The sequence below is a fragment of the Roseomonas populi genome (genome assembly GCF_024594815.1).
GTDB lineage: Bacteria > Pseudomonadota > Alphaproteobacteria > Acetobacterales > Acetobacteraceae > Roseomonas > Roseomonas populi.
The window spans coordinates 118,364-143,864 of sequence record NZ_JANJOU010000002.1 but is presented as its reverse complement, the minus strand read 5'-3'; the positions used below and the strand labels follow the sequence as shown (position 1 = coordinate 143,864).

Genomic DNA, 25,501 nt, shown 5'->3' with positions numbered 1-25,501 from the left:
GCATGGCCACGATCACGCGGCGCGGACTTGGCGGCGGCATGGCGGCCGTCCTGATGGCGCGTAGCGCCCAGGCGGCGGGCTACCCGGACAGACCCGTGACGATCGTCAGCCCCTTCGCGGCCGGTGGGCAGTCCGACCCGCTGGGGCGGGCGGTGGCGCTGCATCTGCAGCGCAAGCTGGGCCAGCCCTTCGTGCTGGAGAACCGCACCGGAGCCGGCAGCACCATCGGCGCCCAGTACGTGGCGCGCGCCGCCCCCGACGGGCATACCCTGCTGTTCGGTACCACCAGCACCTTCGTGATCGCGCCCTTCGTCTACGCGAGTGCGGGTTACGACCCCGCCGCCTCCTTCGCGCCGGTGGCCATGGCCTCCGAGGGTCCGATGGTGCTGACCACCCACGCCAGGAGCGGCTACGCCTCCGTCGCGGACGTCGTCGCGGCCGCGAAGCGCTCCCCCGGGCGGATCACCTACGCCTCCGCCGGCAGCGGGAGCCTGCCGCACCTGCTGGGCGCGCTCTTCGCCCGCGTGACTGGCACGGAACTGACCCACGTACCTTACCGCGGCGGCGCGCCGGCGATGAACGACCTCATCGGCGGCCAGGTGGACCTGTTCTTCGAGGCGGTGGCCAACGTGGTTCCGCATGTCGAGGGCGGCCGGGCCGTGGCGCTGATGAGCACCGGCCCGGAGCGCTCCCGCCTCCTGCCCAACGTGCCTACGGCGGGCGAACTGGGCCATCGCGACCTGACCCTGACCTCTTGGACCGGCTTCGCAGCCCCGGCCGGAACCCCCGCGCCCGTGCTCGAGAGCCTCAATCAGGGGATCAACGAGGCGCTACGATTGCCGGAGGTGACCGCGCTGATGGAGCGGATCGGAATCAGCGGCATCGGCGGCAGCCCCACCAACATGGCGGCGCGGATCACCCGCGAGTCCGCGATCTACAAAGGCATCATCACGGCCGCGAGGATTTCGGCGGACTAGCCGTTACCCGCTCAGGTCGGTCATCCCGCCCCGAGACCGTTCCACAGAATGAGGCCGCTCGATGCTGTCCCTTACGGCAGATTGGGCGGCCTCCGGGGCTAAGCGAGGTGGTCCTTGCCGCGCTTCGCCAGGCATGCCCCCCAGAACAAACTTGAGAAGAACCAGGTCGGCTGTTCGAAGCCTGCATCAGCCAGGAGTTCGGCGACGACTTCCTCCGAAGCGGGAGGATCAGCCCCTTCGAGGATCTTGCCAAGCTTGGCCTGCACTTCCTCGGCTGTTGCGCCCTGCATGCGCCAGCGCTCACCCCAGGCGGCCAGGAGCAGCGGTTGACTCGTGTAGGCGTAGCGGTTGCCTGCCAGGATCAGCGGAGCGCCCGGCCTGAGGCGGCTTGCGACGGATCGCAGGAGTTGGCGCTTGGACTCCTCGCCTGGCTGGTGATGAAGCACCCCGATCAGGGTTGCCGCGTCGAAAAGCTCGTCGGACGTGAGGTCATCGACGTAGCCAAGATGGATCTCGGTACGCCCGAGCAATCCCTTCTGCTCCAGATTGGCGAGCGCGATCTCCATCATCGGGGCTGAGGGGTCTACGGCTGTGAAGCGCCAGTTCGGCTCAAGAAGGCCCGCGGTGAGGATCTCCTGCGCCCCTCCTCCCGCTCCAACGACGAGGACGCGGGCCGTGCTTCCCGCGCCGAGTGTCGCAGTGAGCATGCAAGCGGCCAGTTCATGGCAGGCATCGTACCCCGCCAAGGCAATACGGCTCTGGGCTCGGTAGTCGTTGGCCCGCGCAGGGTCGAACTTCTGAGCAGCAGTAGGGAAAGCGGACATTATAGGCGGGTTCCTCCCCAGCCCCTTTTGCACCTCCTCTCCAAGAGGGGAAGCTCAGGACATCCGAACCAGAGGACCGCTTCGGGATGGAGGGTGGCGGAGCAGGATCTGCCACCGGATGTCCGCGTTCCCACTCCGCAATCGCGGAACCGATTTCGCGGCTCAGGAACGCGTCAGATCCCGGTCAGCACGGCACCCGCCGCAGCTGTCAGGGCAACAACCAGCCAAGCCGGGACCCGCCACCAGACCAGCGCCGCGAAGGCCAGCAGCGCCACCGCGAAGTCGGCAGGCGTGTGGACGGTGGAGGTCCAGATCGGGTTGAACAGCGCCGCGGCGAGCAGGCCGACGACGGCGGCGTTGACGCCCTGGAGCGCCGCGCGCGCCACGAGCTGGTGCCGCAATGCTTCCCAGAACGGCAGCATGCCGTACATCAGCAGGATCCCCGGCAGGAACACCGCCAGCAGCGCGAGTGCCGCCCCGACGAGGCCGCCCGGCGCCAGGCTCTGGGCCGCACCCACGAAGGCGGCGAAGGTGAAGAGCGGCCCCGGCACCGCCTGCGCCACGCCGTAGCCCGCGAGGAACGCGTCAGCGCCAATCCAGCCGGTCGGCACGAAGGCGCGCTCCAGCAGCGGCAGCACCACATGACCACCGCCGAAGACGAGCGACCCGGCCCGGTAGAACGCCTCGACCATGGTGATGGTGTGAGAGCCGGCCGCTGCGGCCAGCAGTGGCAGCCCGGCCAGCAGGGCGGGGAACAGGGCCAGCGCGGCGATGGCCGCGCCCCGGGGAACGCGGAAGGGCATCGCGCGGCCCGGTGGTCCCGCGTCCGTGCCCCGGTAGAGGATCAGGCCCGCCGCCGCACCGGCGAGGATCACGCCGACCTGCGTGAACGCGAAGGGCAGGAGCAGAACGGCGACGGTGGCCAACAGTGCGATCGTCTGCCGGGGCCTGTCCGGACACAGGCTTCCCCCCATGCCCCAGACGGCCTGCGCCACCACGGCAACCGCGACGAGCTTGAGGCCGTGCACGATGCCCGCACCGGTGCCGCCCGTCGTCCACTCCACCCCGTAGGCCGCCAGCAGCATCAGCAGGGCCGATGGCAGGGTGAAGCCGAGCCAGGCGGCGATCCCACCGGGCAGGCCGCCCCGCAGCACGCCCAGCGAGAAGCCGACCTGGCTGCTGGCCGGCCCAGGCAGGAACTGCGCCAGCGCCAAGAGGTCGGCATAGCCCTTCTCGTCCAGCCAGCGGCGGCGTGTGACGAACTCGTCCCGGAAATAGCCGAGATGAGCGACCGGCCCGCCGAAGGAAGTCAGGCCGAGGCGAAGAAAGACCAGCAGGATCCGGAGGAAGGCTTCCCGGTCGCGCCCGGCGCCTCTGGCCGAGGGAACATGGTGTAGGGAGGCATCCATGCAGGGACTCCTTCGCGGGCAGGCTTAGCCCAGCCTCCGCCTTCGCGCGCTGATCGCGAGCAACAGCATGGCCATCAGCGACAGGCCCGCACCGAGCAGGAACGGCATCTCCGACCCATGGCTTTGCCACACCCAGCCGGCCGCCGTGTTCCCGGCCAGCACGACCGCGCCCGTCACGAGGTTGAATGCGCCGAACGCGCTGCCCTTCAGCATATCCGGCGTGGCTGCGGCAATCATCGCCCCCAGCAATCCCTGGGAGAAGCCCATGTGCAGACCCCAGAGCACCGTTCCCAGGACATAGACCGGCACCGTCGCCGCGAAGGCGAGGACCAGATGTGCGCCGACCAGGAAGGCCATGCTCCACAGAAGGAGCCCCGTGTGGCCGATGCGGTCCGACAACCGGCCGACCGGATAGGCCGCCAGCCCGTAAACCGCGTGCATGATCACCATCGAGAGCGGGACCCAGGTCGGCGAGAAGCCGGCCTCGAGCGACTTCAGCAGCACGAATGCCTCGCTGAACCGCGCCAGCATGATGATCGCGGCGATGCCGATCACCGCCCAGACGGCGCGGTTAAGGCGCAGCGCCTCGGAGAGCCGGAAATCGGCGCGCTTCCCCGCGCGCGTCCCCGGCGGCTCCCTCACGCCGAGGACGAGGACTGCCATCGCCAGCGCCGCCGGGACCGCCGCCAGCCAGAACACGGCCACGATGTCGCCGGCCATGAGGACCATCACCAGCACCGCGATCAGCGGGCCGAGAAAGCCCCCCACTGTGTCCAGCGACTTGCGCAGCCCAAAGCTCGCGCCCCTGATCTCCGGCGGGCTTACCGCGGCGATCATGGCGTCCCGCGGGGTGCCGCGGATGCCCTTGCCCACCCGGTCCATGGCCTTCGCCATGATGATGAGGTCCAGGGTCGCGGCGAGCGGAAAGACCAGCCGTGATAGCGCCCCCAACCCGTAGCCCAGGACGGCCAGCGGCTTGCTGCGGCGGCTCCAGTCCACGAACAGGCCCGAGAGGAACCTTGTCGCGGTCGCGATGGCAACGGACAGGCCCTCGATGAAGCCGATGGTCACGGCCGAGGCGCCGAGGCCGCCCGCGAGGTAGAGCGGCAGCAGGGTCTGGATCATCTCGGAGGAGACGTCCATCAGAAGGCTCACGAAGCCCAGCATCCAGACCGTCGCCGGGATGGACGGACTGAGAGCCCCGGGCGGCGCGGTCAGGCGTTGCGAGGGAAGCATCGGTGAGGCCGTCCCGAAAGGATCCTGGCCCAGGCCTATGCCCGGAGGACGCGCTTGGGACAATGCCGGGACCGGCACCCCAGAGAAGGTGCCGCGCCCCGTTCAACGTGCCTCCTCGCTACCCGGCTGAGAACCGGCCTGGCCGCTACGGCCGTCGGATTCCCGGCGTCACGCCGTCACGGGCGTTCCAGGGGCGATTGGGCTCACCACAGGTCCGCGTCGCTACTCCGCCCTGATGTTGTGCTCACGGATGATCCCACCCCAGCGCTGGCGGTCCACCGCGATCTGGCGCAGGAAATCCTCCCGCGTGCCGCCCAGGCGCTGCAGCCCGTTCTCCGTGAAGCGGCGCTGCACCTCCGGGGCTTCCATCGCGCGGTTCAGCTCCGCGTTCCAGCGTGCCACCATGGCGTCGGGCGTGCGGCCCGGCACGACCACCCCGAACCAGCTGGGGATGACGAAGTTGGGCAGCCCATCACGCGAGATCACGGGAAGATCCGGGATCAGCGGCGAGGCCTCACTGGCGCCATAGGCCACGGCGCGGAGGCCACCGTCGCGGATCTGGCCTAGGAATTCCGGCATGTTGCCGAACATGATGTCCACCCGGCCGGTGGAGATGTCGAGGATCGCCGGCGCTCCTCCGCGATAGGGAATCTGGGTGATCTGCCCGCCGGTGAGCGCCGCGAAGAGGATGCAGGAGAGCTGCTGGCTGGAGCCGGCGCCGACAGTCGCGCAGGTCACGGTGCGCGAACGGTCCTTCGCCATGTCCGCCAGATCTTGCCAGCGGCGGATCGGCGAGCGCTGCCCGGTGACCAAGATGTTGTAGACCGAGGCGATGTTCGCCACCGGCACCAGGTCCTTCTCCACGTCATAGGGAACGGCCTGCATCTGCGGCGTGATGGTCAGGATGCCCATGGACGCCAGCAGGATGGTGTGGCCGTCCGGCGCGCTCCGGGTGAGTTCCTGCGCGGCCACCACGCCGCCGCCACCGGTGCGGTTCTCGACCACCACCTGCTGGCCGATCTGCTTGCTGAGCTGATCCGCCAGGATCCGGCCGATGAGATCGGAGGTCCCGCCCGCCGCGAAAGCGTTGAGGAAGCGGACATCGCGGCTGAAGCCGGGTTCCGCCGCTCGTCCGGCCAGGGGCGAGAGGGCGATGCCGGCCGCGAGCGCCGCGACCGCGATGCGGCCGAGCAGGCCGCGCCTGTGGGTGCGATTCATGGACTCCTCCTCTTGCTTGGCGCCACCCTCTCTTCCGGGGTGGTCGTCCGGGATACGCGCTACACGTAACCAGGCCCCTCGATGGCGGGGTGCGCCCGCAGCCAGTCCTCATCGACATCCACGCCGATGCCGGGCGCCTCGTTCGGCCGCACGCAGCCAGTGGCGTCGATCCGCCAGGGCTCGCTGACCAGTGCGTCGCGAAACAGGTTGCCGCGCGACACGTCGGCCTCGAAGTAGCCGGCATTGTCGATGGCGCAGAGGAAGTGAATGGTGGCCGCTTGGTTCAGCCCGGTCATGGAGCTGTGCGGGTGGACCTGGATCTTGTGGGCAGAGGCCATGGCGGCGATCCGCAGCGCCTCCGTCAGCCCGCCGCACTTCGACAGGTCCGGCTGCCAGATGCCGATGCTATCCGCCTCCAGCAGCGGCGCGAACTCATAGCGGGTGAAGTGATTCTCCCCGACTGCCAACGGCGTGCGGCCGTAGCTGCGCGCCTCCCGGTAGGCGCGGTGGTCGTGCGGCGGGAAAGGTTCCTCCAGCCAGCCCATCTGCAGCTCGTCCATGACCGGCATCACGCGGCGGACATCGGCGAGGGAGTAGGCGGTGTTGGCGTCTGCCAGGATGTCCACCTCGGCGCCGAAGGCACGGCGTACCGCCTCCATCCGCGCGGTGTCGTTCTGCACCGTGTCGCCGATGCGGAGCTTCAGCGCGCGGTAGCCTGCCCCCAGATGCGGCCGCGCCTCCTCCACCAGCTCCTCCGGTGGCTGGTAGCCGAGCGCGACGCCGCCGGCATAGGCGGGCACCGCGCGCGCGGCGCCGCCGAGAAGCTTGTAGAGCGGCCAGCCCGCGGCCTTTGCGCGGATGTCCCAGAGCGCCATGTCGAGGCCGGACATGGCGAGGGCGCAGCCGGCCCCCATGCCGTGGCTGGCGAGCTGCCCGCGATAGATGCGGTTCCAGACCCCCACCACGTCCGTGGCGTCCATGCCCTTCACCAGCCGCGTCAGGGTGGTCTGCAACAGGGCGGCGACGGCGGTGTGGGCGCGGCCGTGGTGGCTCTCGCCCCAGCCGACGATCCCGTCCTCCGTGGTGACCTTCACCACCACCGCATCCCGCTTCACCGCGCGCCCGACGCCGAGGGCGACGCCGCCGCCCTCAGGTACGGGGAAGGAGGTGGGGAAGGCTTCGACGCTTGCGATCTTCATGCCCGACCCTCCTGCCCGTACTGCTGAAGGAAGGACTCCCGCACGGTGATGCCCAGGCCGGGGCGGTCCGGGATCTCCACGTGGCCGTCCTCCACCGGGAAGCTCTCCTCGATCAGGTCGTGCAGCATCGGGTTGTGGCCGAGCGAGTATTCCAGGATGAAGCCCGCGCTCTGCGTGGCGGCGAGGTGCATCCCCGCCGCGAAGGCCGGCGCGCCGGACCAGAGGTGCGGTGCGAGGCGCAGGTTGAAGGCGGAGGCCAGGGCGGAGATGCGCAGCCCCTCGGTCAGCCCGCCGGCGATGGCAAGGTCCGGCTGCAGCACGTCGGCGGCCCGCAGCTCGCAGATCTCGCGGAAGTCATGGCGGGTGAACTCGCTCTCCCCGGCGCTGATCGGGACGGAGGAGGAGCGGCGCACCTCGGCCATGCCGGCCTTGTCGTCCGCGCTCACCGGTTCCTCGAACCAGAAGAGGTCACAATCCTCCACCATGCGTGCGAAGGCGCGCGCCTCGGCGACGGTCCAGGTGCCGTGGGCATCGGCCATGAGGCGGATGTCCGGGCCCAGCCTCTCCCGCGCAGCCCTCACCCGCGCGGCGGAGCGGGCGGGCGAGCCGTCCATCACGCCCACGCGCATCTTCACGGCGCGGAAGCCGGCCTTGTCGCAGTAGCCCTGCAATTGCTCACCGATGTTCGCGGCATCGGCCCAGCCGCCCGAGGCATAAGCGGGCATCCTGTCCACGCGCTTGCCGCCGAGCAGGCGCCAGACCGGCACGTTCAGCGACTTGCCGAGTATGTCCCAGAGCGCGACGTCCACGCCCGCGATGGCCGAGACGGAGAGGCCGCGGCGCCCGACCTGCGGCAGCGCGTAGCCGCCAGAAACCGCGTATCCCTCGCGCGGGGTGTTGTACATCACGTCCCAGAGGCGGGAGATGTCGCGGGGGTCCTGGCCCAGCAGCAGCGGCGCGTAGTCGTCGTTGATGATCGCCGCCAGCCCGGCGCAGGCGGCCGCGCTGCCGACGCCGGCCTTGGCCTCGCCCCAGCCGGTGAGGCCGGTGTCCGTCTCCACCCGAACGATGACGGAATCGAAGGTGGGCACGCGGCCGAAATCGCTGGTGTGCTGGCGCTCATAGGGAATGGGCACGCGGCACCAGGTGGCCTGGACGCGGGAGATCCTCATGCGGCGGCCTCCTCGGCCGGATGGCCCAGGGCGGCGCGGCGCGCGCGTGAGGCCTCCCAGGCCTCGGGGTTGATGAAGGAGCGCGGGCGGGCGCCTGACAGAATGCGGACCACCTCCTCGGCCGCGCCCGTGCTCATGCGCTCCACCGCTTCCGAGCTCAGCCCCGCGACGTGCGGCGTGAGGATGACATTAGGCAGGGCGCGCAGCGGATGGGCCGGGGCGAGCGGCTGCTCGTCGTACACGTCCAGCGCCGCCCCGCCGATGCGTCCGGCGCGGAGAGCCTCCAGCAGCGCCGCGCCGTCCACAACGGGGCCGCGGGCGAGGTTGAGGAGCCAGGCGGACGGCTTCATGCGGCCGATCCGCTCGGCGGAGACTAGGCCGCGCGTCTCCTGCGTCAGCGGGCAGGCCAGCGCGATGAAGTCGCTGTCAGAGAAGAGCGCGTCGAGATCCACCCGCTCCACGCCGGGCGGCATCTCTCCCCTGCCCCGCCGGTGGCCAAGCACGCGCATGCGGAAGCCGGGGCCAGCGATCTCGGCCAGCCTTGTGCCGATGGCGCCGACGCCGATGATGCCCAGCGTGCGGCCGCGCAGTTCGAAGGCCGTGGCGGAGCGGGATCGGGCGATGTCCCACCCCTTCGCCAGCAGCTCCGCGTGCATCGTCTCCGCCCGGCGCGCGATGGCGAGCATCTGCGCGATCGCAAACTCCGCGACGGAATCGGCGTTGGCGCCGGGCACGTTGGCGACGAGCACGCCGTGGGCGGTGCAGTCCTCCACGGGGATCATGTCCACGCCGACACCCTGGCGCACGGCGGCCAGCAGGCGCGGGGCGCGGGCGGAGAGGTCGTCCGGCAGCTTGCGGCGGACCACCACCGCCTGGGCGCGGGCGAGAAGGGCGTCCAGCCCGTCCGGGCCGGGAAGCTGCACATCGTGTCCGGCGGCGCGCAGCACCGCCTCCCCGGCCGGGTCGATGGGGTCGGTCAGCGCGACCAGCATCTCAGGCCACCTTGTACTGTTCGAGGATAGCCATATCGACCTCGATGCCCAGCCCCGGCGCCTCCGGCACGCGGACGATGCCGTTGCGCTGGACAATCGGCTCCCTCGCCAAGTGGTCGCGCAGGGGGTTCGGCGTCTGCTCGAACTCCAGCATCGGCGGCATGGGGCGGAAGGCCGGCGGCATGTCCGGCAGCGCGGCGATGAACTGCACGGTGGCGGCGAGTCCGATGGCGGAACCCCAGGCATGGGGCACGCACTCCACCCCGTGGGCGGAGGCCATGGCGGCGATCTTGCGGCACTCGCTGATACCGCCGGCGGCGCAGACATCGGGCTGGACGATGTCCATGGCCTTGCGCGCGATCACGTCGCGGAAGCCCCAGCGCGTGAAGTCGTTCTCCCCGCCCGCCACGGCCATGTCCAGCGCGCGCGTGACCTCCACATAGCCGTCATGGTCCTCGGGGCTGATCGGCTCCTCGAACCAGAGGATGTCGTGCTCCTCCATCGCGCGGCCAAGGCGGATAGCTTGGGGCACGGTGAAGCAGTGGTTGGAATCGACGGCGAGCTTGATGTCCGGCCCGATCGCTTCCCGCACCGCCTTCACGCGGCGCAGGTCCAGCTTCGGGTCGCCCAGCCCGATCTTCATCTTGATGGCGCGGAAGCCCTGCTCCGCGTACTCCACCGCCTCCTCCACCGCCTCCTCGACCAAGCGGTCCATGTCGATGAAGTAGAGGCCGGTGGCATAGGCCTGCACCTCCGTCCGGTGTGCGCCGCCGATCAGCTTGTGCACGGGCTTGCGCACAGCGCGGCCGATAATGTCCCAGAGCGCGATGTCGATGCCCGACAGCGCGGCGATGGTCATGCCGGTGAGGCCGTAATCCTTGATGCGGTTATAGAGGTCCTCCCAGACCACCTCCACGTCGAAGGGGTCGCGGCCGATCACGCGGGCGCGGTACTGCGTCTCGATGATGGTCTTGTTAACCATGGCGGGGCCGTAGCACTCGCCCCAGCCGGTGATGCCCTCATCCGTCCGCACCTCGACGATGCAGGAGGCGCGCGTGGTGTAGAGCCAGCCGCGGGCCGAGGTGAAGGGCTGCTCCACCTTGGATTGCAGCACGTGGCAGATGACGTCCGTGACCTTCATGGTCCTCTCATTTCCTCCCGGTGAGCCGCGGGTTCAGTCGCCGCGTGCCCGCTTCTCCAGCAATTCCATCCAGTAGCTCTCGACACCCCGCAGGTGCCCGCCCATGGCCACCTCCGCGGCGTCCGGGTCGCCCGCTGCCACCGCGTCCCGCATGGCCCGGTGCTGCCGCTGTGAGAGTGGCGCGCGGCTGCCATCGGCAAAGTAGGCGCGCCGCCGGTTGCGGGACATGAGGTAGAAGGCGTTCACAACGCGCAGGAACACGTGGTTCCCCGTTGCCTCCACCATCGCCAGGTGAAAGGCCGCGTCCTCATCCGCCGGATTGCCGGCGGCGGCGATCACAGCGTCCGTGCGCGCCAGGATCTCGTCCAACCGCTGAACGTCCTCCGTTCTCCTGCGCTCGGCCGCGAGCCGCACGGCCTGCATTTCCAGGATGCGCCGCAGCTCCACGACTTCCCGCACCTCGGCTTCGGTCAGCGGGATGCCGAGTTCGGCCTGCAGGACGATGGCCTCGATGGAGCCGTGCCGGTCCACCGGGCGCAGGTAGATGCCGGAGTTCGGGCGCCGCTCGACGACCCGCAGTGCCTCCAGTACCGCGAGCGCTTCCCGCACCGCCCCACGGCTGGCACCGAAGCGCTCCGCCAGCTCCCGCTCGGAAGGCAGGCGGTCACCGGGCTCCAGGCGGCGGTGAGCGATGAAGGGCAGCAGGCGGCCGATCAGGTTGGCCCGCTCGTCCCCCGTAGCAGGGATGGCGATCACCCTTTGACGATCCTCCGAACTGGTCTTACCAAATTGGTAGTACCAGACCGATGGCCTGCGCAAGGCTGCTCCCGGAGGAGAGGCGGATGATCGTCGAAGAACGGATCTACACGCTGCATGCCGGGCAGGCCCCGGCCTACCTTGCCGCCTACGAGGCCGAGGGCCTGGCGATCCAGCAGCCGATCCTCGGCCGGATGGTGGGTTATTACGCGACCGAGTTCGGCCCGCTGAACCAGGTGGTCCACCTCTGGGCTTACGAGGATCTCGCGGAGCGCACGGAGCGGCGGGCGCGGCTTACGGCCGACCCGAGTTGGAAGGCCTATGCGGCGAAGGTGCGGCCGATGGTCGTGCACCAGGAGAACAAGTTGCTGGTCCCCGCGCCCTTCATGAAGGTGCTCTGGCAGAGGCCAGCGGGCGCTGACGACTGAGAGGCACTGAGCGCGAGTTCGGCCCAGACTACTCGGGTTGCAGGCCGCTGGACGCGATAACGGGGCGCCAGCGGCGCACCTCCGTGCGCAGGTACTCGGCCGCTTCTTCCGGTGTGCTGGCCTGCCCTTCCAGCCCCAGGCGCCGAAGCTGGGTGGCCACCTCCGCGTCCGCCAGCGCCTTCCGGACCGCGGCGTTGCAGGTGGCAATCGCCTCGGGCGGGGTGCCGCGCGGGGCCAGCAGCATGAAGTAGTTCTCCGCGTTGAAGTCCGCGACGCCGCTCTCGGCAATGGTGGGTACGTCGGGCAGGCCCGGCGCGCGCCGCAGGGTCGGCACGGCCAGGGCGCGGATCTTGCCGGCCTCCACCTGCGGCAGCGCCGGAGGGGTCGTGGAGAAGGTGAAGTCCAGCCGCCCCGAGATGAGGTCGGTCATCAGCGGTGCGCCACCGCGATATGGCACGCCCACCGTCTCGATCGTCGCGAGCTGGTTCAGCAGGGATGCCGCCAGCTGGCCCGTGGTGCCGACACCGCTGTAGCCCCAGTTCAGCTTGCCCGGCGCGGCCTTCGCAGCGGCGATGAGGTCCGCCACGCTGCGCCATGGCCGCGAGGCCGGCACGACGAGAACCGTGGAGGACTGGACGAGGGTGGTAACGGGCGCAAGATCGGCCAGGGGATCGAAGGGCAGGTTCGGGTAGATGACGGGATTGATGATCATGGGCCCGATGGTGCCGAGAAGCAGCGTGTAGCCATCGGGCGGCGAGCGGACCACCACCTCGGTCGCGATGTTGCCGCCCGCACCGGGCCGGTTGTCCACCACCACGGGCTGGCCGAGCGCTTCCGACAGGCGCGGCGCGACGGTCCGCACGGCCAGGTCGGTCGCCCCGCCGGCGGTGAAGCCGACGACGACACGGAGCGGACGGTTGGGGAAGCCCTGGGCACCCGCGGCGCGGGCAGCTAGGAGCGCGGGTGCGGCAAGGGTAAGCCGGCGCGTGATCATCCTGTCCTGCCCTTCCTCTTGTCCTTCAGCGCCCGGTGAAGACCGGCGCGCGCTTCTCCGCCCAGGCGGCCTTGCCTTCCCGCAGATCCTCGGAAGCGCGGACCTGACGGATCGTGGCCGCGACGGCCTCGGCGTCCAACTCGCCACGGGCGATGCCGTTCAGCGCGGCCTTCATGCCCTGTACCGCCAGCGGCGCATTGGCGGCGAGGATGGCGGCCAAAGCCGCGGCACGCGCTTGCAGCGCCTCCGGTGGAACAAGTTCCGTCAGGAAGCCGATCCGCAGCAGCTCCTCGGCCTCGAGCTTCTCGGCGGTCAGGAAAAGCCGCTTGGCAGCGTTGAGGCCGAGCCGGCTGACATAGCGGCCCAGGCCACTCGGGTAGTAGTGCAGGCCGAGCCGCGCCGCGGGCATGAACATCGCCATGCCCGTGACGCCGATGCGGAAGTCGCAGGCCAGGGCAAGGTCGGTGGAGCCGCCGTACACGCCCCCGTTCAGCGCGCAAATCGTGGGCTGGCGCAGTGCCTCCAACCGGTCCGCCAAGCGTCCGAAGGCCGACTCATCGGCCCCCTCCCCGGGCCTGAGTTCGCCGATGTGAAAGCCGGAGCTGAAGGAACGGCCGCTCGCGGTGAGGATGACGGCGCGCACCTCGGGATTCGCCTCGATGGTGTCGATGATCCCGCCGAGGGCCGCCAGGTCCGAGAGCTCGATGCGGTTGTGCACCGCCGGCCTGTTCAGGCGAATGGTGGCCACCGCCCCGGCGATGCTCAGGCCCGGCACCCCGGTCTCAAATCCATCAGTCAAGTCAGCATCTCCGGCTCGGTATGACCTGTCATGACGGGCGCGTCCCAGAACGGGCCGATCCCTGCGCGCGCGAAGGCGGGGCGGGCCTGGATCCGTGCCCACCATTCCGCGACCCGGGGGTGCGCCGCCGGCGTCACCTGCTCCGGCGCGATCTCCTCCTCAATCCGCTTCACGAAGGGAACGGCCGCGATGTCCGCGATGGAGTAACGGGCACCCACGAGCCAGCCGGAGGGCGCCAGCGCCTCCTCCATCCGGCCCAGAAGGGCAACCAGCTGCGCCCGCGCTGCCGTTCGCTCCTCCTCCGTGAAGGGCCGGCGGGCAACGCGGCGCCAGGCTTCCTGCCGCTCTGCACTGGGGATGCGGCGCACCCGCTCCGCCAGTTCCTCGTCGGACAGCGCGGCGGCCGCGGCCTGCAGGCGGTAGCGCCAGTTGAAGACGATGAGGTGACCGATCCGCTCGTCGACGTACCGGATCCAGTTCCGCATCAGGGCGCGCCCGTAGGGGTCCTCCGGGCGGAGCGGCCGGTCAGGGAAGGTCTCGTCCAGGTACTCGCAGATCGTCCCGCTCTCGTGCAGCGGCCGGCCATCGTGCAGCAGGGTGGGCACGACGCCGTTGGGGTTGATGCGAAGATACTCGGGCGCGTGGTGCTCCATCGCCGCCATGTCCACGACGCGATTCTCGTAGGTGAGCCCCTTCTCCTCCAGGCAGAGCCGGACACGGCGCGACGCGCTGGAGCGCCAGGCGTGGTGCAGGACGATCATGGGGCGACAGCGGACGCGTGCGGCCGCGGATCCCGCGCCATGATCATTCTCCTCCATCCCCCGGTTCTGCGGCCCGGGCTGGACGGAACTAGAGCATCGACGTTATGTATACGCAAGTACCCCATAAGAATGCGAGTGGCGGGCCGGTGGCGAGGCGGACAAGCAGCGCGCTTCTGCAGGTGATCGAGGAGGACCTCGACGCGGGGCGACTGCTGCCCGGCGACACGCTGGACGAGCAGGGCCTGGCCAGCCGCTTCGACGTGTCCCGTACCCCAGCGCGGGAGGCTCTGCTGCACCTGGCGGCCATCGGGCTGGTCCGCATGGTTCCCAGGCGGGGTGCGGTGGTGCAGGGCCTTTCGCCCGGCCTTGCCCTGGGCATGGTGGAGGTGCTGACGGCGCTGGAGGCGGAAGCGGCCGGCCTGGCAGCCCGGCGCATGACCGGGGAAGAACGGGAATGGCTCCGCACGCTGCACGCGGAGGCACGGCCCGCGATGCAGCGGCTGGACACCGCGGCCTACATGGCCGCCAACGCCGCCTTTCACGGCGCCATCTACGCGGGCGCGCGGAACGCCGTGCTGGCCGAGCAGCTGCGCCTCACGCGCCGGCGTATGCTCTCCTACCACCGCAGCAGTCTCGGCCAGCCGGCACGGGTGAAGGCCTCGTGGCGGGAGCACGGGGCGCTGCTCGAGGCCGTCCTGGCCGGGAACGAGGATGGGGCACGGGCCGCCATGCGGGATCATATCCAGTCGGGCGGGCGTGTTTTTGCCGATCTCGTCGCCGGGCACGAGGGTGGGACGACGTGACGGCGTCAGCACAGGGCGCTCGAACCGGATCCGGTCGACTTGCCCGGAGGAGCCTTCGGGTTTGATTGCTGTCGTCCATCGGACGAAGCTGGCTGCCAGAAGAAGCGCCATCGGATTCGGCGGACGGAGGGAACGGCATGGATCTGGAGTTGTCCGGGCGCACGGCGCTCGTCACCGGTGCTTCCAAGGGGATCGGCCGCGGCATCGCGCGGGCGCTGGCGGCCGAGGGTTGCCGCGTGCTGCTCGCCGCGCGGGACACCGCCGCGCTGGAGGCGCTGGCCCAGGAAATGGGCGGGGGCGCGCGGGCCATCCCAGCCGACCTGTCGCGCCAAGCGGAACTGGAGCGCGTCGCAGCCGAGGTTGAGGACCTCGATATCCTCGTCAACAATGCCGGTGCCATCCCGGCGGGCAACCTCCTTGACGTGGATGACGCGCGCTGGCGCGCGGCGTGGGACCTGAAGGTGTTCGGCTACATCGGTCTCAGCCGCGCGCTCTACCCCGCGCTGAAGGCGAGTGGCGGCGTTATCGTCAACATCATCGGCTCCGCCGGGGAGCGGATGAGCCCGGACTACATCGCCGGCAGCACGGGGAATGCCGCGCTGATGGCGTTCACCCGCAGCCTGGCCATCGGCTCGGGGAAGGACGGCATCCGCGTGGTGGGCATCAACCCCGGCCCTGTCGCGACGGACCGGAACGAGGTGCTCTTGCGGGCCCGCGCGGCGGCGGAGCTGGGCGATGCGGGGCGCTGGCAGGAGCTCCAGGCCGGCATGCCGTTCGGCCGGGCGGCCACCGTGGAGGAGATCGCGAGCGCCGCCGTGTTCCTGGCCTCGCGTCGGTCCAGCTATACGAGCGGAACGATCCTGACGATCAACGGGGCGCCGGCGGGCTAGGTCCGGTCCTCGCGGAGCCCGGCGGCGCGCTTCGCCAGGAGAAGAGCGTCCCCCGCGCCCGGACCAGGTCCATCGTCAGGTCGGACCTGGGTCCGCGTCATGGAGGACCCGGACCTCGCTCTCCAGCCGGGACACCACATCGCATTGCTCCAGCAGGGCGCCGCGGGTTTCAGCGAAGGCGGTGTCCTCGAGGGTGCGTCTCAGATCCTCGAAGCTCACGAACCACAGTTCCTCAATGAGATCGGCCTGCAGGTCACCAGACCCGTCCTCCATGGGGATGTTGCCGACAAATCGGCGCAAGGCCGGTGCCGCACGGAGGACCGAGTGGACATGGACGTCGTTCCACCATGCCTCGAACGCCTGCGGCGTCACGTGCGGCCGGCGCCGAAGGACCGTGGTGAGCAGGAAAGGCGTGAGCGGACCGTCCAGCGCCACCTGCTCAACGACGAAGAGGGATGTCCCGTTCACACGCTCGGCGAAGGTTTCGTCCTCGTCCGCTTCCATGGCCGCCCGTTGCGCGGCCGAGGCGTGATGGCGTTCGCGGGCCGCTTCGTCGCGGAAGAACAACATGCCGACGCCGTCGGCCACGCCATTTCCGCCGTGTTCAGGTCCTTTCCCAGATTGGGGCTGCATGACCGGACAGAGCAGGTAGCGATACACGTTCGCGAAGCCCTGCTTCGCCTGGAAACTCAGCGACAGGTCGCCATGCCGCATCCAGCGGCCCGGAAACTCCTCCCGGGTCAGCGAAGGATTCCGCCGGACCAGGTAGAGGCGCTTGGGACGCAGCGTCATGGTGTCACCTGTCGGGAGGGCATCTGCGGGACAAAGGCGAGCGATCGGCGCGGATCTCCAGTAGGATACTGCCTCGCCCGATCGCCGCGCCATACCCACCGGCCCGCACCCGGAAATGGCGCCGTCGGGTTCAACCAGCTGCCGGAGCGCGGGCGGGCCTTTCCCCCTTCGCTTCTTCAGGCTGCCGCGAGGCTTTGCCGCAGCCGCGCGATGGCGCCGGGCAGGCCGCGTACCTTCAGCACCCGCCCGCTCTCGTCATACTCCTCGGACAGGACTCGCGCACTCTCGTACACCTCGCCGATCAGTCCCTGCTTCGCGTAAGGCAGCAGGAGCACGTCCTCGATCATCTCTGCCTCGAAGAAGGCGATGATGGTGTCCTGAAGCGCGCTCACATCGCCGGGCGAATGGGCGGACAACATGATCGCGTCCGGATGCTTCGCCGCCAGCGCGGCGCGCCCCGTCTCGTCCACCCTGTCCATCTTGTTCAGCACCAGCCGGGACGGCACGACATCCGCTCCGATCTCCCGCAGCACGCTCCGGCTTACCTCGAGCTGCGCCTCGTAGGTCGGGTCCGAGGCATCGACGACGAAGAGCAGCAGCGAGGCCTCGAGAGCTTCCGTCAGCGTCGAGCGGAACGAGGCGACGAGGTCGTGCGGCAGCTGCTTGATGAACCCCACCGTGTCCGAGACGAGCACGCGCGGCCGGGTCTCCGGCTGCAGGATGCGCACGGTGGTGTCGAGCGTGGCAAAGAGCTTGTCCTCCACCAGCACCTGGCTGCCGGTCAGCGCCCGCATCAGCGAAGACTTGCCCGCATTGGTGTAGCCCACCAGCGCAACCCGCAGCTGGTCCCGCCTGGCGGACCGGCGATTGTCGCTGTCGCGCTGCACCGCCTCCAGCTGCTCCTTCAGCTCCGCGAGGCGATCGCGGATCTTGCGGCGGTCCAGGTCGAGGTTGCTCTCGCCCGCGCCCGGCCCCTGCCGCCGCTCGCCGCCGCCCGAGGACTCCCGCAGGCGCGGCGCCACGTATTTCAGCCGCGCCATCTCCACCTGCAGCTTCGCTTCCCGCGTGTTGGCGTGACGGTGGAAGATCTCGACGATGACGCCGGTGCGGTCCAGCACCTGAGCCCCCGTCGCCCTCTCCAGGTTGCGGATCTGGCTGGGCGAGAGCTCATGGTCCACGATGACGAACTCGGGCCAGCGGGTGGCCTCGGGCTCTGGTCCGGCGGGATCGGCGGCGTTGGACGCTCCCTCGAACCGCGCCCGGGCCTTCGACCTCGGCGGAGGTGCCATCGAGCCGACCACGCCGGTTCCTCCGGTCATCGCCGCCAGTTCGGCGAGCTTGCCGCTGCCCAGCAGCGATCCCGCGCCCGTGCCCTCACGCTTCTGGGAAACAGTCCCGACCACCTCATAGCCCAGCGTCTTCACCAGGCGCCCCAGTTCCTCAAGGCTGGCCTCATGAGCAACGTCATCGACCTGCGGCATCTGGATGCCGACAAGGACGGCTCGGGGAGTGGGGGGTCTGGTATCCATGGCGGTGAGGTAGCACGGTTCGCCTTGCCACCCGAAAATCATCGCGATGGCGGCCTTCCCGAAGGATGCCGGAACGGCGAGTGCGGTCGAGCGGACGGCGACCGGGCCGTTACCGCTGGCGGCCTCTGATCATCTCCTGGATGCGACTGGCCAGGGCATCCATGGCGAAGGGCTTGGTCAGCACCTGCATGCCCTCCTCGAGATCGCCCTCTCCGACCACTGCCGTCTCGGCGTAACCCGTGATGAAGAGGACGCGCAGGCCGGGCCGGACCACCCGCGCGGCATCGGCCAGCTGCCGCCCGTTCATGTCCCCGGGCAGGCCGACATCGGTCACGAGCAGGTCGATGCGCCCGCCGGCCTGGATCAGCTTCAGCCCATCCTGGCCATCGGCCGCCTCCACCGCCGCGTAGCCCAGATCCTGCAGCACCTCGACGACGAGCATCCGCACCGTCTCCTCGTCGTCCACCACCAGGACCGTCTCCCCGGCCGTCGCCCGCGGCGCATCGGCGGTGGCGGGCAGCGTTCCCGCCTCGAGGGCAGGCCCGGCGTGGCGCGGCAGGTAGAGGCGCATCCTCGTGCCCCGGCCCAGCTCGGACTCGATGCGCACCTGCCCGCCGCTCTGCCGCGCGAAGCCGTAGATCATGGACAGGCCCAGGCCGGTGCCCTGGCCGAGCGGCTTGGTCGTGAAGAAAGGATCGAAGGCGCGCTGCATCACCTCCTCGCTCATCCCCGTCCCGGTGTCCTCGACGTCCAACAGGACGTAGTCGCCGGGTGCAAGCTCCAGCGCGCCGGCCGCATGGCCGCGCAGCGATGCATTCGCCGTCCCGATCGTCAGTCGCCCCCCTTGGGGCATCGCGTCGCGCGCGTTGATGCAGAGGTTGAGGAGGGCGTTCTCCAGCTGGTTGGGATCGACGAGCGTGGCCCAGAGATCCTCCTGCAGCGCGGAGCGCAGCTCGATGGCCGGTCCCACCGTGCGGACCACGAGCTCCTCCATCCCGGCGATGAGCTGGTTCAGCGCGATCGGCTTCGGGTCGAGCGTCTGCCGCCTCGAGAAGGCCAGCAGCCTGTGCGTCAGGGCAGCCGCGCGCCCCGCCGCCGCCTTGGACGCGGCAATGTAGCGCCCCAGTTCCTCGCTCCGGCCCTGCTCGATGCGGCGCTGGATGAGATCGAGGCTGCCGATGATCCCGGTCAGCAGGTTATTGAAGTCGTGCGCCAGGCCGCCGGTCAGCTGGCCCACCGCCTCCATCTTCTGGCTCTGGCGCAGAAGTTCCTCCGCCAGGCGGCGCTGCTCGGCCTCGACAAGCACGGCCTCGTGGGCTTGGCGAAGCTCCGCCGTGCGCGCCGCGACGCGCTCCTCGAGCGTCTCGTTCAGGCGCCGCAGGTTCTCCTCGGCCGTGCGCCGGGCGGTGATGTCGGAAGATACCCCCACCAGCCTGGGCCGCCTCCCGTCCCGGTCCCGCACAAGCCGGGCGCGGACCTCGGCCCAGTGCAGAGTCCCGTCCGGCCAGATGTTGCGGTACTCGATGAGATAGTCTGCGCCGCTCTCGATGCTGGCCCGGACGGCGGCCTGCATGGCCGGGCGGTCCTCGGGATGGATGCTGGCGATCAGGTCCCCGTAGCCGAAGGGCTGCTCCGGGGTGCGCCCGAACACGGCCTTGCATGCATCGGAAGAGCCCAGCGTGCCGCTCTCCACATCGAACTCCCAGGTTCCCAGGCGGCCCGCCTGCAAGGCCGTGGAGAGCCGCCCCTCGCTCTCGTGCAGCTGCTCGATCCGCGCCCGCGCCTCGAACTGCCGGTGGCGCCCCTTCAGGGCGGTTCGCGCGACGCTGGCGAAGGTGATGGGATGGAACGGCCGCTCCAGGAAGGTGACATTACCGAGGACCTCGGAGAGGTGCGCCGCGGCCGGGTTGCGCTCCGGCCCGCCGCCGCTGCGGGTGAGGACGATGAAGGGCAGGTCCGACCAGGGCGGCTGCGCGGCGACGCGGGCCGCGATGCCCCTGAGATCGGCGTGCTGCAGGGCTTCCTCGGTCAGCACCGCGAAGCAGGCCTCGTCGCTGATGGCGGCCTCGAAGGCGGCGAGGTCGGGGCAGATCCTGGGCGCCGCCCCCGCCTCGCGCAGCAGCGCCGCGGCGATGGTTGCGTCGCGCCCGTTTGGCGTGAAGACCAGCGCCTCGGGCGCCGATCTTTCGGATGAGGGCATCACTTCGGGGCTTGCAGGTCCAGCAGCGTCGCCGGGCTGCCGACCAGGGTCGGCACGCCGCGTAGGACGCCCTGGAAGTTCTCGATCGGCGGGCCCAGGATCAGGCCTCCCTCGCCGATCTGGTACTCGCGGATACTGTCCTCGTGCGCCCCGGTGCGCTTCTTGATGACGGACACGGCCCGCCGCACCTTGCCCAGCGCCTCGAAGTAGCGGAGCAGGATCACCGTATCCGCGAGATAGGTCACGTCCACCGGCGACTTCATGTCGCCGACCAGCCCGTGCTGCGCGATCGTCAGGATGGTGGTCGCGCCCTGGCGGTTGAGGTACTGGAGCAGTTCGTGGATGTGCAGGACCAGTGAGTTCTCGTCCGGCATCGCCGCCTGGTAGCCGTTGAGGCTGTCCACCACCACGGTCTTGGCCTGGGCCACATCCACCTGCTCCCGCACCCGGTGGGAGAACTCGCCCGGGGAAAGCTCCGCCGCGTCCAGCTGTTCGATATGCAGGGCGCCACTGGCCTGCATCGCCTCCATGTCGAAGCCCATGGCCCGGGTGCGCTTGAAGAGCAGGCCCAGCTCCTCGTCGAACACGAACATGGACGCCTTCTCGCCGCGGGCAACGGCGGCCGCTACGAACTGCAGCGTGAAGGTGCTCTTGCCCGTGCCCGCCGGCCCCAGGATGAGCGCGCTCGAGCCCTGCTCCAGCCCGCCACCCAGCAGCGCGTCCAGCCCTTCGATGCCGCTCGTCGCGCGGCTGCGGCCGAAGCTGGTCCGGTGCTCCGCGGCGACGAGGCGGGGAAAGACGTGCACCCCGCCCGTGCGGATGGCGAAGTCGTGGTAGCCGCCCCGGAACGCCTGGCCCCGGTACTTCGACACCCGCAGCCGGCGGCGCTCGGCGCCGTAATCCGGCGCCAGCTCCTCCAGGCGGATGACGCCATGGACGACGCTGTGGACGGTCTTGTCTAGGGCTTCCGACGACAGGTCGTCTAGCAGCAGGACGGTGGCGCCCAGCCGGGCGAAGTAGTGCTTCAGGGCGAGGATCTGGCGGCGGTAGCGCAGGGAGCTCTGGGCGAGGAGCCGGATCTCCGACAGGCTGTCCAGCACCACGCGGACGGGCTGGATGCGCTCATAGGCGCCGAAGATCTGGCGGGTCGCCTCGCCGAGCTCCAGGTCGGAGGGGTAGAGGAGGCTCTGCTGCTGTGCCTCGTCCATGATGCTCTCGGGCGGCACCAGCTCGAAGACCGTCACCTCCTCGGGCAGCGTCCACCCGTGGGAGGCGGCGCCTGCCCGCAGCTCCCGGTCCGTCTCGGAAAGGGTGATGTAGAGGCCGCGCTCGCCCTTCGCCGCACCCTCGAGCAGGAAGCGCAGGGCGATGGTGGTCTTCCCCGTGCCGGGGCTGCCCTCGAGGAGGAACATGTGCCCGGGGGACAGCCCGCCGCCGAGAACGTCGTCAAGGCCCGGAACCCCCGTCCGGGCATGGTCCGGGGCTTGCGTCCTGCGTTCCATCTTACGATCCCGGTTGAGGTACAACGATCCGGCCAGGCCGTTGCGGGCATGATCCGGCGGGGCTTCGGCGCCCGCCCTTGCCGTGCCATGCGGCGCCGCATAGGTCCAGCCCCGAGGAACCGCGACGCCCTTCCGCCGGCCGCCGGAGGGACAACGACCGGGCAAAGCGGTCCCGGGGGATTCCGCTGATCCGCCTCTCCTTCCACTCAGAAGGAGCCCTTATAGGTTCATTCCGCTTTTCAGCCCTAATGTCGGTGGCACCTGGCCACCAACTTCCTGCCAGGATGACCACGGGCCGCCCGAAGGTGGCCCGCCCGCTCGAACAGCGAGGAAGAGAGACGATGGACATCACGCACGCAGGGACCCAGCCCTCCGCGAAAGGGCCGGCCGAGTACTTCACGGGAACGGTCCGCATCGACCCGCTGTTCAGCCCTCCCGATCCCGCCCGGGTCGCCGGCGCCCTGGTCACCTTCGAGCCCGGCGCCCGCACCGCCTGGCACACGCACCCGCTGGGACAGACGCTGATCATCACCGCCGGACGCGGCCTGGTGCAGCGGGAGGGTGGCCCGATCGAGGAGATCCGGCCGGGTGACGTGGTCTGGTTCCCGCCCGGCGAGAAGCACTGGCACGGCGCAACGCCCACTACCGCCATGAGCCACATCGCCATCCAGGAGAAGCTGAACGGTTCGCCCGTGGACTGGCTGGAGCACGTCACCGACGAGCAGTACCAGGCATCCTGAGGCCGGAGACGACCATGCCCCACGTTGTCGTCAAGCTCTACGCCGGCCGGTCCGAGCAGCAGAAGGCCAGGATCGCCGAACTGGTGGCGCAGGCCATCATCGACGGAGCCGGCAGCAGCGAAGGCTCCGTGTCGGTCGCGATCGAGGACGTCCAGCCCGACCAGTGGACGGCAGAGGTCTACGAGCCGGACATCCAGGGCCGCCAGGACAAGCTCTACAAGATGCCGGGCTACGGGCCCCTCGCCGGGGTGCCCCTCCCTTCCCGCTGACAGGCGTGCCCGCGCGGGCGTGCATCGCCGTCCGCGCAACCGGCCCCACTGCCCTCCTCCGGCCTCCCGGGCGGAGATGATCCCGCCTGCCTGGAACGGAGACGACAGATGAAGCATCTGGCTGCCGCGACCATGTTCATTGCCCTGGGCAGCGCGTCCCTCGCGCAAGCGCAAGGCACGGCATCTCCGCCGCCCTCCGCGGACCTTCAGGCGGTCGCGCCGGCGCTGGAGCGCTACGAGGCGGGCACCATCTTCGGCAATCTCTGGCGGCGCCCCGACCTTTCCCCGCGGGACCGCAGCATCGTCACCCTCTCCGCACTCATCGCCCGCAACCAGGCATCCGAACTGCCGCGCTACCTGGGCCTGGCGCTCGACAGCAGCGTCCGGCCCGCCGAGATCTCCGGCCTCATCACCCACCTCGCCTTCTACGCCGGCTGGGCGAATGCCACGGGCGCCGCCACGGCGGCGAAGGCGGTGTTCGCGGCGCGCGGCATCGGCGCGGATCAGCTTCCCGCCGCGCAGCCCGATCCGCTGCCGCTGGACGAGGCCGCCGAGGCCCGGCGCGCGGCGGGGGTGGCCCAGAATGTCCGCCCGGTCGTCCCCGGCCTGGAGCAGTTCACGACGGACACGCTGTTCCGCGACCTGTGGCTTCGCCCCGACCTCGCCCCGCGGGACCGAAGTCTCGTCACGATCAGCGCGCTGATCACGGCGGGTCAGGTGGCCCAGGTTCCGTACCACCTGAACCGGGCCATGGATAACGGCCTGACGAGAGCGCAGGCGGCGGAGACCGTCACGCACCTCGCCTTCTATGCCGGATGGCCGAACGCCTTTTCGGCCGTTCCAGTCTTGAAGGGCGTCTTCGACAGCCGGCCGAACTGACCCGTCCACCCGAAGGAGCACTGGCATGAAACTGTTGGCCAGCCTTGCCATGACCACATCCCTGCTCGCCACGGCCGCCATCCCCGCGGATGCGGCGGCGCAGGCCCAGCCAGGAGCGCCGCAGGACCAGGGAAGCCTGAGGATCAGCCGCGCGGGTTCCCAGCCCTCCGCGAGAGGGCCCGCCGACTACTTCACGGGCCGTGTGCGCGTGGACATGCTGTTCCCGGCGACCGCGCCTTCGCGGATGACCGGCGGCAGCGTCACCTTCGAGCCCGGCGCCCGATCCGCCTGGCACACGCATCCGGTCGGGCAGGTGCTGGTGGTCACCGCCGGGGCCGGCTGGGTGCAGCGCGAGGGCGGCCCGGTCGAGGAAATGCGCCCGGGCGACGTGGTGTGGATCCCACCCGGCGTGAAGCACTGGCACGGCGCCGCGGCGACGACCGGCGTCACCCACATCGCGCTGACGGAGCAGGTGGACGGGCAGGTCGCCACCTGGATGGAGAAGGTCTCGGACGAGCAGTACCGCCGGTGACTTCGGCTGGCGGCTCGAACTGCCGGACAGGAGGCGCCACCCGACGGCCAATGCAGGCCTGAGGACCTGCGAGCCCCGGAGAGGACCGCGTGGTTGCGGCCTCATCCCTGGTAACGCACCGCCTCGACCAGCAGGGCGAAGGCAGGAGTGAGCTGACGGCGGCTGGGATAGTAGAGGTGATACCCGGGAAAGGGCGGGCACCAGTCGGCGAGGACACGGATGAGCCGCCCTTCGGCAATATGCTCTGCCACTTGGTCCTCGAAGACGCAGGCCAGCCCAAGGCCGGCCAGGGCAGATCGCAGAAGCATCGGGGCGTGGTTGAACACCAGCGGTCCCTCGACGTGCACGCGCAGCTCGTGCTTCCCCTTCTGCAACTCCCAGGCATAGAGCGAGCCATGGGTGGGCAGGCGGATGTTGATGCAGGCGTGCCCGGTCAGGTCCTGCGGCACTTTCGGCCGCGGCCGTGCGGCGAAGTAGGAAGGCGAGCCGACGACCGCCATCCGCACATCCGGCCCGATGCGGACCGCGATCATGTCCTTGGCCACCTGCTCGCCGAAGCGGATGCCGGCGTCGTAGCGCCCGGCGACGAGGTCGGTCAGGGTGTGGTCCACATCGACCTCGAACCTGACGTCCGGGTAATCAGGCAGGATCCGCTCCAGCGCCGGCATCAGGATCGTCTCGACCGGGTGCTCGCCCGCCGTGATGCGGATGGTGCCGGAGGGCTTCTCGCGGAGGGCGCTGAGCTCGGCCAGGGTGGCGTCGATGCCGTCGAAGGCCGGGCCAAGAGTCCGGAGCAGTCGCTCGCCCACCTCGGTCGGAGCGACGCTGCGGGTCGTGCGGGTCAGCAGGCGCAAGCCGAGCCGCGCCTCCAGCCCTCGCAAGGTCTGGCTGAGGGCTGACTGGGAGACGCCGAGCTTCGCTGCGGCCCGCGTGAAGCTCCGCTCTCGCGCCACGGCGAGGAAGGCCCCAAGATCATTGCGGTCGGTGCGCGCCATCCAGAAGACCTGCTTATAGCCTCCCGTAGCTTCTAGCGCCTAACCGGATGCAACCGCACCCGATACCTTCTGCGGATCAACGCCTGCCCGGCACACGGCCGCGCTCGTTCGCGCCGCACGGGCCGGCAGCGACGTTCCAGCGCAGCACGCGGCGGCTGCAGCATCGAATGGGAGGCCAGCATGAACCCGAACTGCTTGTTGCAGGCATCCCCGGCGGCCCGACCATCGCGTGCAGCATTCGGCACCTCGATGTTTGACGCCCCCAGGGCCGGGCCTTAAATCGGTCGGGCTGGTGCCCGGTTGGGCTTCACAGGGAACATGGTGAAAGGCCATGGCTGCCCCCGCAACTGTCAGCGCGGAGCCGATCGCCCGATGCCACTGGTTCAAACCGGGAAGGCGGCGAGAGGCGGCGAGGCGCGAGCCAGGAGACCTGCCAGCGATGACGCCGGCGCGCCGCCCGGGAA

Annotated in this window: 25 protein-coding genes and 1 riboswitch; of the genes, 8 read left to right on the top strand and 17 right to left on the bottom strand. The window is 70.1% G+C overall.

What is annotated here, in order from left to right:
- Positions 1 to 2: 2 nt before the first annotated feature.
- A complete protein-coding gene (locus tag NRP21_RS03680) occupies positions 3 to 977 on the top strand; it encodes a Bug family tripartite tricarboxylate transporter substrate binding protein (protein ID WP_257714825.1) in 975 nt (324 codons plus the stop codon).
- Positions 978 to 1,075: 98 nt separating this feature from the next.
- On the opposite strand, the gene NRP21_RS03675 is transcribed toward NRP21_RS03680, so the two are convergent.
- From NRP21_RS03675 to NRP21_RS03635, 9 genes are all read right to left on the bottom strand, one after another.
- The gene (locus tag NRP21_RS03675; RefSeq protein ID WP_257714824.1) at positions 1,076 to 1,801 is read right to left on the bottom strand and encodes a class I SAM-dependent methyltransferase; all 726 of its coding nucleotides are present in this window, start codon (positions 1,799 to 1,801) and stop codon (positions 1,076 to 1,078) included.
- A gap of 173 nt (positions 1,802 to 1,974) precedes the next feature.
- On the bottom strand, positions 1,975 to 3,210 hold the full coding sequence (chrA, locus tag NRP21_RS03670) for a chromate efflux transporter (RefSeq protein WP_257714823.1): 1,236 nt from the start codon (positions 3,208 to 3,210) through the stop codon (positions 1,975 to 1,977).
- 24 nt (positions 3,211 to 3,234) lie between these two features.
- Positions 3,235 to 4,446: an MFS transporter gene (locus NRP21_RS03665; protein WP_257714822.1), complete on the bottom strand. Its 1,212-nt coding sequence runs from the start codon at positions 4,444 to 4,446 to the stop codon at positions 3,235 to 3,237.
- A gap of 222 nt (positions 4,447 to 4,668) precedes the next feature.
- Positions 4,669 to 5,664, bottom strand: coding sequence for a Bug family tripartite tricarboxylate transporter substrate binding protein (locus NRP21_RS03660; protein ID WP_257714821.1), 996 nt, complete (start codon positions 5,662 to 5,664; stop codon positions 4,669 to 4,671).
- A gap of 59 nt (positions 5,665 to 5,723) precedes the next feature.
- The gene (locus tag NRP21_RS03655) at positions 5,724 to 6,863 is read right to left on the bottom strand and encodes a mandelate racemase/muconate lactonizing enzyme family protein (protein WP_257714820.1); all 1,140 of its coding nucleotides are present in this window, start codon (positions 6,861 to 6,863) and stop codon (positions 5,724 to 5,726) included.
- On the bottom strand, positions 6,860 to 8,035 hold the full coding sequence (locus tag NRP21_RS03650) for a mandelate racemase/muconate lactonizing enzyme family protein (RefSeq protein WP_257714819.1): 1,176 nt from the start codon (positions 8,033 to 8,035) through the stop codon (positions 6,860 to 6,862). The genes NRP21_RS03655 and NRP21_RS03650 overlap by 4 nt, the downstream gene beginning before the upstream one ends.
- Complete coding sequence (locus tag NRP21_RS03645; RefSeq protein WP_257714818.1) at positions 8,032 to 9,027, bottom strand: hydroxyacid dehydrogenase; 996 nt, start codon at positions 9,025 to 9,027, stop codon at positions 8,032 to 8,034. The genes NRP21_RS03650 and NRP21_RS03645 overlap by 4 nt, the downstream gene beginning before the upstream one ends.
- A 1-nt stretch (position 9,028) precedes the next feature.
- A complete protein-coding gene (locus tag NRP21_RS03640) occupies positions 9,029 to 10,168 on the bottom strand; it encodes a mandelate racemase/muconate lactonizing enzyme family protein (RefSeq protein ID WP_257714817.1) in 1,140 nt (379 codons plus the stop codon).
- A gap of 33 nt (positions 10,169 to 10,201) precedes the next feature.
- On the bottom strand, positions 10,202 to 10,924 hold the full coding sequence (locus NRP21_RS03635; RefSeq protein ID WP_257714816.1) for a FadR/GntR family transcriptional regulator: 723 nt from the start codon (positions 10,922 to 10,924) through the stop codon (positions 10,202 to 10,204).
- 86 nt (positions 10,925 to 11,010) lie between these two features.
- Between NRP21_RS03635 and NRP21_RS03630 the strand changes: the two genes are divergently transcribed.
- On the top strand, positions 11,011 to 11,352 hold the full coding sequence (locus NRP21_RS03630) for an NIPSNAP family protein (protein WP_257714815.1): 342 nt from the start codon (positions 11,011 to 11,013) through the stop codon (positions 11,350 to 11,352).
- 28 nt (positions 11,353 to 11,380) lie between these two features.
- Here NRP21_RS03630 and NRP21_RS03625 read toward each other — a convergent pair whose 3' ends face one another.
- From NRP21_RS03625 to NRP21_RS03615, 3 genes are read right to left on the bottom strand one after another with little or no spacing between them, the layout of a single operon-like run.
- On the bottom strand, positions 11,381 to 12,346 hold the full coding sequence (locus NRP21_RS03625; protein ID WP_257714814.1) for a Bug family tripartite tricarboxylate transporter substrate binding protein: 966 nt from the start codon (positions 12,344 to 12,346) through the stop codon (positions 11,381 to 11,383).
- 25 nt (positions 12,347 to 12,371) lie between these two features.
- On the bottom strand, positions 12,372 to 13,145 hold the full coding sequence (locus NRP21_RS03620) for an enoyl-CoA hydratase/isomerase family protein (protein WP_257714813.1): 774 nt from the start codon (positions 13,143 to 13,145) through the stop codon (positions 12,372 to 12,374).
- Entirely contained in the window at positions 13,142 to 13,906 is a 765-nt protein-coding gene (locus NRP21_RS03615) for a glutathione S-transferase family protein (protein ID WP_257714812.1), read from the bottom strand. The genes NRP21_RS03620 and NRP21_RS03615 overlap by 4 nt, the downstream gene beginning before the upstream one ends.
- Positions 13,907 to 14,052: 146 nt before the next feature.
- On the opposite strand from NRP21_RS03615, the gene NRP21_RS03610 reads away from it, so the two are divergent.
- Together NRP21_RS03610 and NRP21_RS03605 are read left to right on the top strand one after the other, a co-directional pair.
- Positions 14,053 to 14,709 (top strand): GntR family transcriptional regulator, encoded by a 657-nt coding sequence (locus tag NRP21_RS03610; protein ID WP_257714811.1) that lies wholly within the window; start codon positions 14,053 to 14,055, stop codon positions 14,707 to 14,709.
- A gap of 137 nt (positions 14,710 to 14,846) precedes the next feature.
- Positions 14,847 to 15,599 carry a short-chain dehydrogenase/reductase gene (locus tag NRP21_RS03605; RefSeq protein ID WP_257714810.1) on the top strand — a complete coding sequence of 251 codons (753 nt, stop codon included), beginning with the start codon at positions 14,847 to 14,849 and terminating at the stop codon, positions 15,597 to 15,599.
- 75 nt (positions 15,600 to 15,674) lie between these two features.
- Here NRP21_RS03605 and NRP21_RS03600 read toward each other — a convergent pair whose 3' ends face one another.
- The 4 genes from NRP21_RS03600 to NRP21_RS03585 form a co-directional block, all read right to left on the bottom strand.
- Positions 15,675 to 16,391, bottom strand: a complete 717-nt coding sequence (locus NRP21_RS03600; protein ID WP_257714809.1) for an EthD domain-containing protein — start codon at positions 16,389 to 16,391, stop codon at positions 15,675 to 15,677.
- A gap of 176 nt (positions 16,392 to 16,567) precedes the next feature.
- Positions 16,568 to 17,920 carry a GTPase HflX gene (hflX, locus tag NRP21_RS03595; RefSeq protein WP_257714808.1) on the bottom strand — a complete coding sequence of 451 codons (1,353 nt, stop codon included), beginning with the start codon at positions 17,918 to 17,920 and terminating at the stop codon, positions 16,568 to 16,570.
- A gap of 109 nt (positions 17,921 to 18,029) precedes the next feature.
- Entirely contained in the window at positions 18,030 to 20,120 is a 2,091-nt protein-coding gene (locus NRP21_RS03590) for an ATP-binding protein (protein ID WP_257714807.1), read from the bottom strand.
- The gene (locus tag NRP21_RS03585; protein ID WP_257714806.1) at positions 20,120 to 21,622 is read right to left on the bottom strand and encodes an ATPase domain-containing protein; all 1,503 of its coding nucleotides are present in this window, start codon (positions 21,620 to 21,622) and stop codon (positions 20,120 to 20,122) included. The genes NRP21_RS03590 and NRP21_RS03585 overlap by 1 nt, the downstream gene beginning before the upstream one ends.
- 341 nt (positions 21,623 to 21,963) lie before the next feature.
- On the opposite strand from NRP21_RS03585, the gene NRP21_RS03580 reads away from it, so the two are divergent.
- The 4 genes from NRP21_RS03580 to NRP21_RS03565 all read left to right on the top strand — a co-directional run bounded on the left by NRP21_RS03580 (position 21,964) and on the right by NRP21_RS03565 (position 24,042).
- Entirely contained in the window at positions 21,964 to 22,362 is a 399-nt protein-coding gene (locus NRP21_RS03580) for a (R)-mandelonitrile lyase (RefSeq protein WP_257714805.1), read from the top strand.
- 14 nt (positions 22,363 to 22,376) lie between these two features.
- The gene (locus tag NRP21_RS03575; RefSeq protein ID WP_257714804.1) at positions 22,377 to 22,631 is read left to right on the top strand and encodes a tautomerase family protein; all 255 of its coding nucleotides are present in this window, start codon (positions 22,377 to 22,379) and stop codon (positions 22,629 to 22,631) included.
- A 108-nt stretch (positions 22,632 to 22,739) separates the two neighbouring features.
- Positions 22,740 to 23,510 carry a carboxymuconolactone decarboxylase family protein gene (locus tag NRP21_RS03570; RefSeq protein ID WP_257714803.1) on the top strand — a complete coding sequence of 257 codons (771 nt, stop codon included), beginning with the start codon at positions 22,740 to 22,742 and terminating at the stop codon, positions 23,508 to 23,510.
- Between the two features lie 25 nt (positions 23,511 to 23,535).
- The gene (locus NRP21_RS03565) at positions 23,536 to 24,042 is read left to right on the top strand and encodes a (R)-mandelonitrile lyase (protein ID WP_308219863.1); all 507 of its coding nucleotides are present in this window, start codon (positions 23,536 to 23,538) and stop codon (positions 24,040 to 24,042) included.
- Between the two features lie 101 nt (positions 24,043 to 24,143).
- Here NRP21_RS03565 and NRP21_RS03560 read toward each other — a convergent pair whose 3' ends face one another.
- Positions 24,144 to 25,037 carry a LysR family transcriptional regulator gene (locus NRP21_RS03560; protein ID WP_257714802.1) on the bottom strand — a complete coding sequence of 298 codons (894 nt, stop codon included), beginning with the start codon at positions 25,035 to 25,037 and terminating at the stop codon, positions 24,144 to 24,146.
- Positions 25,038 to 25,310: 273 nt separating this feature from the next.
- Positions 25,311 to 25,489: riboswitch (cobalamin riboswitch) on the top strand.
- Positions 25,490 to 25,501: the final 12 nt, after the last annotated feature.

Bases quoted from the DNA above. Each gene is read 5' to 3' on its own strand.
- NRP21_RS03640 (WP_257714817.1), bottom strand. From the start codon at position 10,168: ATGAAGGTCACGGACGTCATCTGCCACGTGCTGCAATCCAAGGTGGAG.
- NRP21_RS03655 (WP_257714820.1), bottom strand. From the start codon at position 6,863: ATGAAGATCGCAAGCGTCGAAGCCTTCCCCACCTCCTTCCCCGTACCT.
- NRP21_RS03660 (WP_257714821.1), bottom strand. From the start codon at position 5,664: ATGAATCGCACCCACAGGCGCGGCCTGCTCGGCCGCATCGCGGTCGCG.
- NRP21_RS03575 (WP_257714804.1), top strand. From the start codon at position 22,377: ATGCCCCACGTTGTCGTCAAGCTCTACGCCGGCCGGTCCGAGCAGCAG.
- NRP21_RS03650 (WP_257714819.1), bottom strand. From the start codon at position 8,035: ATGAGGATCTCCCGCGTCCAGGCCACCTGGTGCCGCGTGCCCATTCCC.
- NRP21_RS03680 (WP_257714825.1), top strand. From the start codon at position 3: ATGGCCACGATCACGCGGCGCGGACTTGGCGGCGGCATGGCGGCCGTC.
- NRP21_RS03560 (WP_257714802.1), bottom strand. From the start codon at position 25,037: ATGGCGCGCACCGACCGCAATGATCTTGGGGCCTTCCTCGCCGTGGCG.
- chrA (WP_257714823.1), bottom strand. From the start codon at position 3,210: ATGGATGCCTCCCTACACCATGTTCCCTCGGCCAGAGGCGCCGGGCGC.
- NRP21_RS03570 (WP_257714803.1), top strand. From the start codon at position 22,740: ATGAAGCATCTGGCTGCCGCGACCATGTTCATTGCCCTGGGCAGCGCG.
- NRP21_RS03625 (WP_257714814.1), bottom strand. From the start codon at position 12,346: ATGATCACGCGCCGGCTTACCCTTGCCGCACCCGCGCTCCTAGCTGCC.
- hflX (WP_257714808.1), bottom strand. From the start codon at position 17,920: ATGGATACCAGACCCCCCACTCCCCGAGCCGTCCTTGTCGGCATCCAG.
- NRP21_RS03675 (WP_257714824.1), bottom strand. From the start codon at position 1,801: ATGTCCGCTTTCCCTACTGCTGCTCAGAAGTTCGACCCTGCGCGGGCC.
- NRP21_RS03665 (WP_257714822.1), bottom strand. From the start codon at position 4,446: ATGCTTCCCTCGCAACGCCTGACCGCGCCGCCCGGGGCTCTCAGTCCG.
- NRP21_RS03585 (WP_257714806.1), bottom strand. From the start codon at position 21,622: ATGGAACGCAGGACGCAAGCCCCGGACCATGCCCGGACGGGGGTTCCG.
- NRP21_RS03590 (WP_257714807.1), bottom strand. From the start codon at position 20,120: ATGCCCTCATCCGAAAGATCGGCGCCCGAGGCGCTGGTCTTCACGCCA.
- NRP21_RS03615 (WP_257714812.1), bottom strand. From the start codon at position 13,906: ATGATCGTCCTGCACCACGCCTGGCGCTCCAGCGCGTCGCGCCGTGTC.
- NRP21_RS03600 (WP_257714809.1), bottom strand. From the start codon at position 16,391: ATGACGCTGCGTCCCAAGCGCCTCTACCTGGTCCGGCGGAATCCTTCG.
- NRP21_RS03580 (WP_257714805.1), top strand. From the start codon at position 21,964: ATGGACATCACGCACGCAGGGACCCAGCCCTCCGCGAAAGGGCCGGCC.
- NRP21_RS03565 (WP_308219863.1), top strand. From the start codon at position 23,536: ATGAAACTGTTGGCCAGCCTTGCCATGACCACATCCCTGCTCGCCACG.
- NRP21_RS03630 (WP_257714815.1), top strand. From the start codon at position 11,011: ATGATCGTCGAAGAACGGATCTACACGCTGCATGCCGGGCAGGCCCCG.
- NRP21_RS03605 (WP_257714810.1), top strand. From the start codon at position 14,847: ATGGATCTGGAGTTGTCCGGGCGCACGGCGCTCGTCACCGGTGCTTCC.
- NRP21_RS03645 (WP_257714818.1), bottom strand. From the start codon at position 9,027: ATGCTGGTCGCGCTGACCGACCCCATCGACCCGGCCGGGGAGGCGGTG.